General features: G+C 67.1%; 11 protein-coding genes. All 11 read left to right on the top strand.

What is annotated here, in order from left to right; genetic code table 11:
- Positions 1 to 121 precede the first annotated feature (121 nt).
- Positions 122 to 412 (top strand): flagellar biosynthesis anti-sigma factor FlgM, encoded by a 291-nt coding sequence (gene flgM, locus AB1609_11785; GenBank protein ID MEW6047146.1) that lies wholly within the window; start codon positions 122 to 124, stop codon positions 410 to 412.
- Positions 413 to 488: 76 nt separating this feature from the next.
- A complete protein-coding gene (locus AB1609_11780; protein MEW6047145.1) occupies positions 489 to 911 on the top strand; it encodes a hypothetical protein in 423 nt (140 codons plus the stop codon).
- A gap of 3 nt (positions 912 to 914) precedes the next feature.
- Positions 915 to 2,384 (top strand): flagellar hook-associated protein FlgK, encoded by a 1,470-nt coding sequence (gene flgK / locus AB1609_11775; GenBank protein MEW6047144.1) that lies wholly within the window; start codon positions 915 to 917, stop codon positions 2,382 to 2,384.
- 40 nt (positions 2,385 to 2,424) lie between these two features.
- Positions 2,425 to 2,736, top strand: a complete 312-nt coding sequence (csrA, locus tag AB1609_11770) for a carbon storage regulator CsrA (GenBank protein MEW6047143.1) — start codon at positions 2,425 to 2,427, stop codon at positions 2,734 to 2,736.
- Positions 2,708 to 3,637, top strand: coding sequence for a flagellar hook-associated protein FlgL (gene flgL / locus AB1609_11765; protein MEW6047142.1), 930 nt, complete (start codon positions 2,708 to 2,710; stop codon positions 3,635 to 3,637). Before csrA ends, flgL begins: the two co-directional genes overlap by 29 nt.
- 39 nt (positions 3,638 to 3,676) lie before the next feature.
- A complete protein-coding gene (locus tag AB1609_11760) occupies positions 3,677 to 4,159 on the top strand; it encodes a flagellar assembly protein FliW (protein MEW6047141.1) in 483 nt (160 codons plus the stop codon).
- Between the two features lie 29 nt (positions 4,160 to 4,188).
- Positions 4,189 to 4,443, top strand: a complete 255-nt coding sequence (locus AB1609_11755) for an Rrf2 family transcriptional regulator (GenBank protein ID MEW6047140.1) — start codon at positions 4,189 to 4,191, stop codon at positions 4,441 to 4,443.
- Between the two features lie 136 nt (positions 4,444 to 4,579).
- The gene (locus AB1609_11750; GenBank protein MEW6047139.1) at positions 4,580 to 5,212 is read left to right on the top strand and encodes a chemotaxis protein CheW; all 633 of its coding nucleotides are present in this window, start codon (positions 4,580 to 4,582) and stop codon (positions 5,210 to 5,212) included.
- A complete protein-coding gene (gene fliM / locus AB1609_11745; protein ID MEW6047138.1) occupies positions 5,181 to 6,284 on the top strand; it encodes a flagellar motor switch protein FliM in 1,104 nt (367 codons plus the stop codon). Before AB1609_11750 ends, fliM begins: the two co-directional genes overlap by 32 nt.
- 6 nt (positions 6,285 to 6,290) lie before the next feature.
- Positions 6,291 to 7,373 (top strand): flagellar motor switch phosphatase FliY, encoded by a 1,083-nt coding sequence (gene fliY / locus AB1609_11740; protein ID MEW6047137.1) that lies wholly within the window; start codon positions 6,291 to 6,293, stop codon positions 7,371 to 7,373.
- Positions 7,374 to 7,394: 21 nt separating this feature from the next.
- On the top strand, positions 7,395 to 7,658 hold a 264-nt coding region (locus AB1609_11735), incomplete at its 3' end, for an Hpt domain-containing protein (GenBank protein MEW6047136.1).

Here is a 7,658-nt window from a genome sequence, read left to right as displayed (position 1 = left end):
CACCATCGGGGACGTGAAGCGCCGGTTCGGGTGAAGCCTTGTCCTGTTTGCTCAAGGGACGGGGCCCGACTGCCGAGTATAGGTGTGGGTTTCACCGCACCGTCGGAGGTGATGGCGGCCGATGGAGCCGCCCAAGGAGATTTCCCCGGTAGGCCGTTCCATGCCGGTCGAGCCCGCAAGGCGGGTGGTGGCGCGGCAAGGGGCGGAGTCCGCGGCCTCCTCGGACAGCGTCACGTTGTCACAGGAAGGGCAGGAGCTTCTGGAGCTCCGGCGGCGCATCCAGGAGGCGCCAGATGTCCGGGAGGAGCTTGTCGGCAAGCTGCGCCGCGACATCGAGGAGGGCCGGTACCGCCCTTCGGCTGCCGAGATTGCCCGGCGGATGATCGGCGTGTTTCGCAGGCGAGAGCCGTAGGTAACACGGCCCTGTCTTCCCGCAGGGCGGTTGGGCCCCGGGCCTGGTTGCCGGGGCCGGGGAGGGCAGTCAAAGCGTGGAGTGGCATGAGCAGGCGCTACACCTGCTGGGCGAGCTGAAATCCGTCGGCGAACAGGCGCAGGGGGCCATCCTGCGGGGCGATGTGTCGGCGCTGCCGGTGCTCGTCCGGCGGGAAGCGGAGCTGGCCGGCAGCCTCAGCCGGCTCCTTGAGGAGGTGCCGGCGGCGGTGTCGGGCGGGGCGGCAGGCGACCCTTACGAAGAGCTGCGGCGCCAGGCCCGGGCGTGGCGCAGGCTTCACGAGCAAAACCGCATGCTCCTGGAACACGCGCATCAGACGGTGGTGGCCCTCATCGGGCTGTTGACAGGGGCCGGGATGGAGCCGAGCGGGTTGTACTCGGCCGATGGAATGCAGCGGCGGTCAGCGGCCGCAAGGCCGGGCGACGCGCTGCCCGCGGCGGCCGTGGATCAGAGGGTATAGGCTGTGAGGAGTACCTTTTTCGGCATTGAGCTCGCCAGGCGGGCGCTGTTCGCCCAGCAGCGCGCCATGGACGTGGCTTCCCACAACATCGCCAACGCCAACCGGCCCGAATACTCCCGCCAGCGCGCCGACATGGTGGCGACGGTCCCGTATGCGCCGCCCGGGATGGAGCCAGCGGGAGTCGCGGGCCAGGTGGGAACCGGCGTCTGGGTGCGGGAGATCACCCGCCTGCGCGATTCGTTTGTGGACGCCCGCATCCGGGGGCAGAACCAGCTCAGCGGGTACTGGCAGGTGCGCCGGGATGTCCTGGAGCAGATCGAGCGGGTCTTGAACGAGCCTTCCGACAACGGTCTGCGGGTTGCCTTCGACAGGTTCTGGGAGGCGCTGCAAGAGCTCAGCGTGACGCCGGACAGCAGGGCCGTGCGGGAGGTCGTCGTCCAGCGGGGCAAGGTGTTCACCGACTCGGTGCGGACCGTCTTCCAGCAACTGGAGGCCCTGCGGGTGGACCTGGACCGCACCCTTGAGCTGAAGGTGGATCGGCTCAACACCCTGGCGGGAAGGCTTGCCCAGATCAACCGGCAGATCGGCCAGATCTCGTCGAGCGGGCAGAACCCCAATGACCTGCTGGACGAGCGGGACGCCATCCTGGAGGAGATGTCCAGGCTTGCATCGGTAACCGTCACCATTCGCCCGCCGCAAAGCGGCTCCGTGGGGGGAGAGCAGGTGGCGGTCAGCATCGCCGGGCTGACGCTGGTGGATGGCCAGGTGGCGCACAAGCTGGTCATGGGGGGCAACGGCCCTCAGCGCACCGTTCACTGGGAGTCCGGCGCCGGACCCCAGGTGGCGTTCAGCGGTGGGGAGATTCAGGGCTACATCGAGATGCGCGACACCGAGATCCCTGGCCTCATGGGGGACCTGGATCGCTGGGTGAAAGCGCTCGGGCTTGCGTTCAACGAGCAGCACCAGGCCGGGTATGGGCTGGACGGCGTGACTGGCCGAGCGTTTTTCGAGTGGCCTCCAGATGGCGACAGCTGGGTCGCGGATGACTTTCAGGTCGTCTCGGGGCTGACCGCCGAGCAGGTTGCGGCCGCGGAGGAGCCGAACGCCCCTGGCGACAACAGGAACGCCTTAAGACTGGCTGCACTGCTCAAAACGACGCCTTTCGTCGACTCGGTACCCCCGGGGGGGCTGGACGTTGACCTGGGCGGGGTGACCCTGCCCGACTATTTCGCCTCCATGGTGGGCCGGCTCGGCGTTGACACCCAGGAAGCCCAGACGACGGCAGAAAACCAGGAGCTTCTCGTCAACCACCTGAAGGGTGTGCGGGAGTCGGTCTCGGGAGTCTCGCTCGACGAGGAGATGGCGGACCTCGTCCGCTTCGAGCACGCTTACGGTGCGGCGGCGCGGGCGATGACCGCCATGGACGAGGTTCTGGATACCCTAATCAACCGGACGGGGCTGGTAGGGCGCTAGACGTAGCAAGACGCCGACACCGTCCAGGGAGGGACGACGGATGCTGGTGCTGACCAGGAGGGTCGACGAAAGCATCATGATCGGCGACGAGATCCGCATCGTGGTGGTAGAGGTGCGGGGCGAGCAGGTGAAGCTCGGAATCGAAGCGCCCCGCTCCATTCCGGTACACCGGGAAGAGGTCTACCGGGAGATCCAGGAGGAGAACCGCAGGGCCGCGATGGCTGGTGCCGGCGATATCGACCAGTTCGGGGAAGCGCTGAAGCCTGAGACACCGCCGGCGCAGCACGGGGTACCGTTGCCGCCTGCGGAGAGGGGACGGGCTCTTGAGAATCAGCAGCCGCCAGATCGTTGACAACGTCCTGGTCAATCTGCAGCGAAACTACGCCCGGCTCGACCGCCTGCAGAACCACCTGTCCGCCGGCAAGGAGGTCATCTTTCCCTCGGATAACCCCGCCTCGGCCACCACCGCCATGCGACTGCACTCCGCCGTCCTGGAGAACCAGCAGTACCTGAAAAACGCGCAGTCGGCCGTCGGCTGGCTTGAAGCCACCGACTCGGCCCTGCAGGACATGGCGGCTACCCTGCACCGGGCACGGGAGTTGACAATTCAGGGGGCCAGGGGAGATCTCCCCGATGACGACCGTGAGGCCCTGGCTCGGGAGATGGATCAGCTCCTGCGCCACGCCGTGCAGGTGGCGAATACAACCCACGGTGGACGTTACGTTTTCGGCGGGACCGCAACGCAGGCGACTCCCTACGCTATTTCCGGTACGGACGCGGACGGTTATGTGACAGAGGTCTCATTCAGCGGAAACCCTGATCCGTTCTCCTACGAGGTCGGTGCGGGCGTTACCCAGGAGGTTAACATCTCGGGTGCGTCGGCGTTTGGCCATGATGGAATCCCCGGACCCATCACCACGGGCCTTTTCGCCACCCTGAGCCGAATCCGTGGGGATCTCAGCACCGGAAACGTTGCGCAGCTGTCCGGCCAGGATCTAACCGACCTCGATAATGCTCTCGACGATGTTCTCCAGGCCCTGGACCGGGTGGGTGCCAGGCAGGCCGGCTTCGAGCTGATCGTTCAACGCCTGCAGGGCCAGGAGGTCAACCTGCGGGACCTGCTCTCCAAGGCCGAAGATCTGGACGTTCCCAGGGCCATCATGGAACTGAAGATGCAGGAGAACGTCTACCGGCTGGCGCTGGCCTCGGGCGCCCGCATCATCCAGCCGACGCTGCTCGACTTCTTGCGGTAGTTCCGGCGGCGAGCCGCTGCCAGGTGGGGGTAAGGGGTTATGAAGATTGCGACCACGCGGTTCGGCGACATCGCGATCGACCCGGACCGCATCGTGACCTTCCCGCGCGGGTTCGTCGGCTTCCCGGCCTGGCGCCGGTTCGTGCTGCTGCCGCACCGCGACGCGAGCCCGTTCTGGATTCTCCAGTCGGTGGACGAGCCCGACCTCGCCTTCGTCGTCATCGATCCGCGCGACGCCTTGCCGGGCTATGTCGCCCGGGTCCCTGCGGCGCATCTCGCCGATGTGGGCATCGAAAGCGACGCGGACGTCGAACGTGCGGTGGTGCTGGCGCTGGTTACCCTGCGCGGCGACCCTCCCACCGCGACGGCCAACCTCAAGGCCCCGCTGGTGATTAACCCGTCCCGCCGTCTGGGGGTCCAGGTGATTCTGGACGGCAGCGCCTATGCCATTCGGCATCCGATCCTGCCGCAGGGGGCCACGCGGCTTTCGCCGCCGAGTCACGCCGTGTTGGTGACCACCTGAACAGTTTTTCAAGCCTCGGAGTGGGGGGCATGTCGGAGGACCGGCTCGGCGCCATTCACGAGGAGATCCTGCAGTTACTGATCCAGCGGGAGGCCAGCTACGCCCGGCCCCTCTCGTCGACCGAGCTTGGGCTTTTGCTGCGGGTGGCTCCCTCTTACATCCGGGAACAGGTCAGCCTGCTCAGGCGGCGTAAGCTGGTCAGCGTCCGGCGAGGCCGGGGAGGGGGCTACTACCTAAGCCGCGCCAACCTGGTGAGGCACCGGGCGGGGGTGCAGAGCCTGTAGGCCCCGAAGGGCACGCTGGCACTCAAGGAATCCCGTGCCATGGTGTCGAACTCGCCTTAAACGCTAGGTGCCAGCGTCGCCTGCGCGCCGCGGAATATGTAAAGTCACGTTCGCTTGAGAAGGGGCGGTACCGGCCATGATGGACAGCGCCCTTGGAGCTTCCCCTGCGGGGCAGGCAGGAGCGTCAGCCGTTGCCGTCGGCACGAGGGAAAGGGAAAAAGAACGGGGCCGTCCCGAGAAGGAGCGCCAGCTCGTGGTCTTCCAGCTGGCCAAGGAGGTCTACGGCCTCGACATCAACTGGGTACGGGAGATCATCACGGTTCAGGACATCACCCGCGTTCCCGGGGCGCCCGACTTCGTGGAAGGCGTCATCAACCTGCGCGGCCACGTGATTCCCGTCATCGATCTTCGCAAGCGGTTCGGCCTCGAGGCCTCCGTGGATCCGCGCCGCACCCGGATCATGGTGGTGGACGTGCCGCCGCACACCCTCGGGCTGGTGGTCGATGCGGTCACCGAGGTGCTGCGCATTCCCGAGAGCGTCGTGGAAGGTGCCGGCAACGTGCTGGCAGGGATCGACGTCGCCTTCATTTCCGGCGTGGCAAAGCTGGAGCGCCGCCTGGTGATCCTCCTCGACCTGGAGCGGCTGCTTCAGGCCAGCGAGATGAAGGCCCTTGAGCAGGTCCACGCAACGGTTGAGGCCGACGAGAGCCCGGCCTCGGTGGAGGCGTCTTCTGACGATGGAACGGATACTGAGTCAGCAGGAAATTGACGAACTCATCCGGGATCTGGCCGCCGAACAATCGGGCCAGGCAGAGGCACCCTCCCCGGTCGTTGCCGTCGAAGCCGCCGGGGAGGTTGCGCCTTATGACTTCCGCAGGCCCTCCAAGTTCTCCCGCGACCAGCTGCGTTCGCTGGAGCGCATCCACCAGCAGTTTGGCAGGCTCCTGGGGATCATGCTGGGGGCACGGCTTCGCACCGACCTGGCGGCCCGGGTCGTCTCGGTTCAGCAGTTGACCTACGGGGAGTTCATCCGGTCGGTGCCCAACCCCTCGCTCTTGGGGGTGTTCGACTTCGGCCAGGCGGGCGACCGCATCGTCCTGGAGCTGAGCCTGGATCTGGCGTTCAACATCTACGAACGGCTGGCCGGCGGCTCCGGGTCGGCCCACGTGGGGCACCGGGAGCCCACGGACATCGAACTCCAGGTTCTTCGGCGCCAGGTGCTCGGCATCATCGGGGACGCCTACCGGCAGGCGTGGGGAGCGTTTTTGCCGCTCGCCATCGAGCTCAGGGACGTGGAGATCAACCCCACCTACATCAACCTGGTGCTGGACCAGGACATCATCCTGTGGATATCGCTGGAGGCCGAGATGACGGAGACGCGCGACACCCTCAACCTCTGTCTTCCTTACTCGGCGCTGGAGCCGCTCCTGCCGAAGCTCTCCAACGAGTACCTGCTGCGGGCGCAGGGTAAGCCGCACTCCCAGGACAGGGAACGCCTGCACCGGCTGCTGCGGGACACCATGGTACCCGTCCAGGCCGTCCTCGGAACCGCCGACCTGGAGATTCGGGAGTTGATGGAACTGAAGGTGGGCGACGTGCTGATTCTCGATACGGGCATTCATGAAGAGATCAAGCTCTACGTGGCCAACCGGCCAAAGTTTCGGGGCCGGGCCGGGCGCGTGGGCCACCGCCTGGCCGTCCGCCTGACGGGCGCAGCACACGAGGCGTCCGCCGAGCTCGAAGAAGAAGCGCCCGACGCCACGGGCGGACAGGCTGCCGGTTCGGAGCGGCCCGCAGCTGCGGGTGCGGCTGCAGCGGCGGCCCCGGACGCGAGGAGGTAGCGTGGCGTGCCTCCCGCGCAACTTCGCCTCTCCCCGGAACAGCAGGATGCCCTGTGCAGGGTCGCGGCCGCTGCCATGAAGGCGTCGGGCGAGGTGCTGTCGGACCTCATCCTGCACACGGTCGAACTGGGCGAACCGCAGCTCTCGGGCGCGACCTGGGAAGAACTGGCGTCCCAGGTGTCCGAGCCCGTCGTCGTGGTGCGCGTCGAATACACGGCGGGGGTCGAGGGCAGCAACCTGCTCGTCATGCGGCCCTCGGACGCCGCCCGGGTGGCCGCCATGATGATGGGGGAAGACCCGCCGCAGGACGACAACCTGGACGAGCTTCACCTGAGCGCCGTCTCCGAGGCCATGAACCAGATGATCGGAGCGTCGGCCACGGCACTCTCCGATCTGTTCGGGCGGGCGATCACCATCAGCCCGCCGGCCACGGTCCTCAAGCCGCTGGCGCCAGACGGGATGCCGCTCCTGCCGGGGGGTGAGGAGGGCACTGAACTCGTCCAGATCGCTTTCCCGATACGGATTTCCGATGATGTGTCGAGTCCTATCGAAAGCCGGATCCTGCACCTTTTCCCGGGAGACTTCGCCCGGTCGCTCAGCGACGAATACCTGGCGTTGAAGCACCAGCCCGTGGCGGCAGGGGTTGCATCCGCAAATCCGGGCCCGGCAAAGGCGGCCGGGGCTCCTGCCACGGGCGGGGGCGAGGCCTCCACGAGACCGGCGGCCCGGCCTGCTTCTCCGGCACCGGCCGCGGCCTCCTCTGCCTCAGTGGGGTCAGACTGGGAACCCGAGCCGCTCGAGGCGGCCCCGCCGGAGCCCGAGGACCGCATCTCCTTCGAACTGCTGAAGCGCATCACCGTACCGGTTACCGTGCGGCTGGGCCAGGCCCAGCTGTCCCTGCAGGACGTGCTCAGCCTGACCCGCGGTGCCATTGTCCCCCTGGACGCTGCCGACGGGCAGCCGGTGGACGTGCTCATTTCCGGGACGCTGGTGGCGCGGGGCGAAGTGGTGGTCGTGCGGGAACGGTTCGGGGTCCGCATCACGGAACTCATCCGGCCGGATCTGCTGCCGGGTTCTGCGGAGGCTTGAGCAGGAGGAGGTCTTCCTGTCGTGGCGACGGCCGAGGCGTCAGAACTGCGCTCTCTCTTCGTGGACGAGGCCCGGGAGTACATCCAGCTGCTCAACCAGGGGCTTTTGCAGCTGGAATCGGCTCCCCAGGAGGCGGCCGTGCTGCACGAGCTTTTCCGCGCCGTGCACAGCCTCAAGGGTATGGCGGGGACCATGGGCTACCAGTCGATGGTGGAACTGGCCCATGCGGTGGAGTCGGTTTTCGACGAGTTGCGCTCCGAAACAGGGACCATCTCCCCGACGCCC

It is taken from the genome of Bacillota bacterium, from assembly GCA_040754675.1.
In the GTDB taxonomy this organism is placed as follows: domain Bacteria; phylum Bacillota; class Limnochordia; order Limnochordales; family Geochordaceae; genus Geochorda.
The sequence above is the reverse complement of the archived record's forward strand: the minus strand, read 5'-3'. Positions and strand labels throughout refer to the sequence as shown.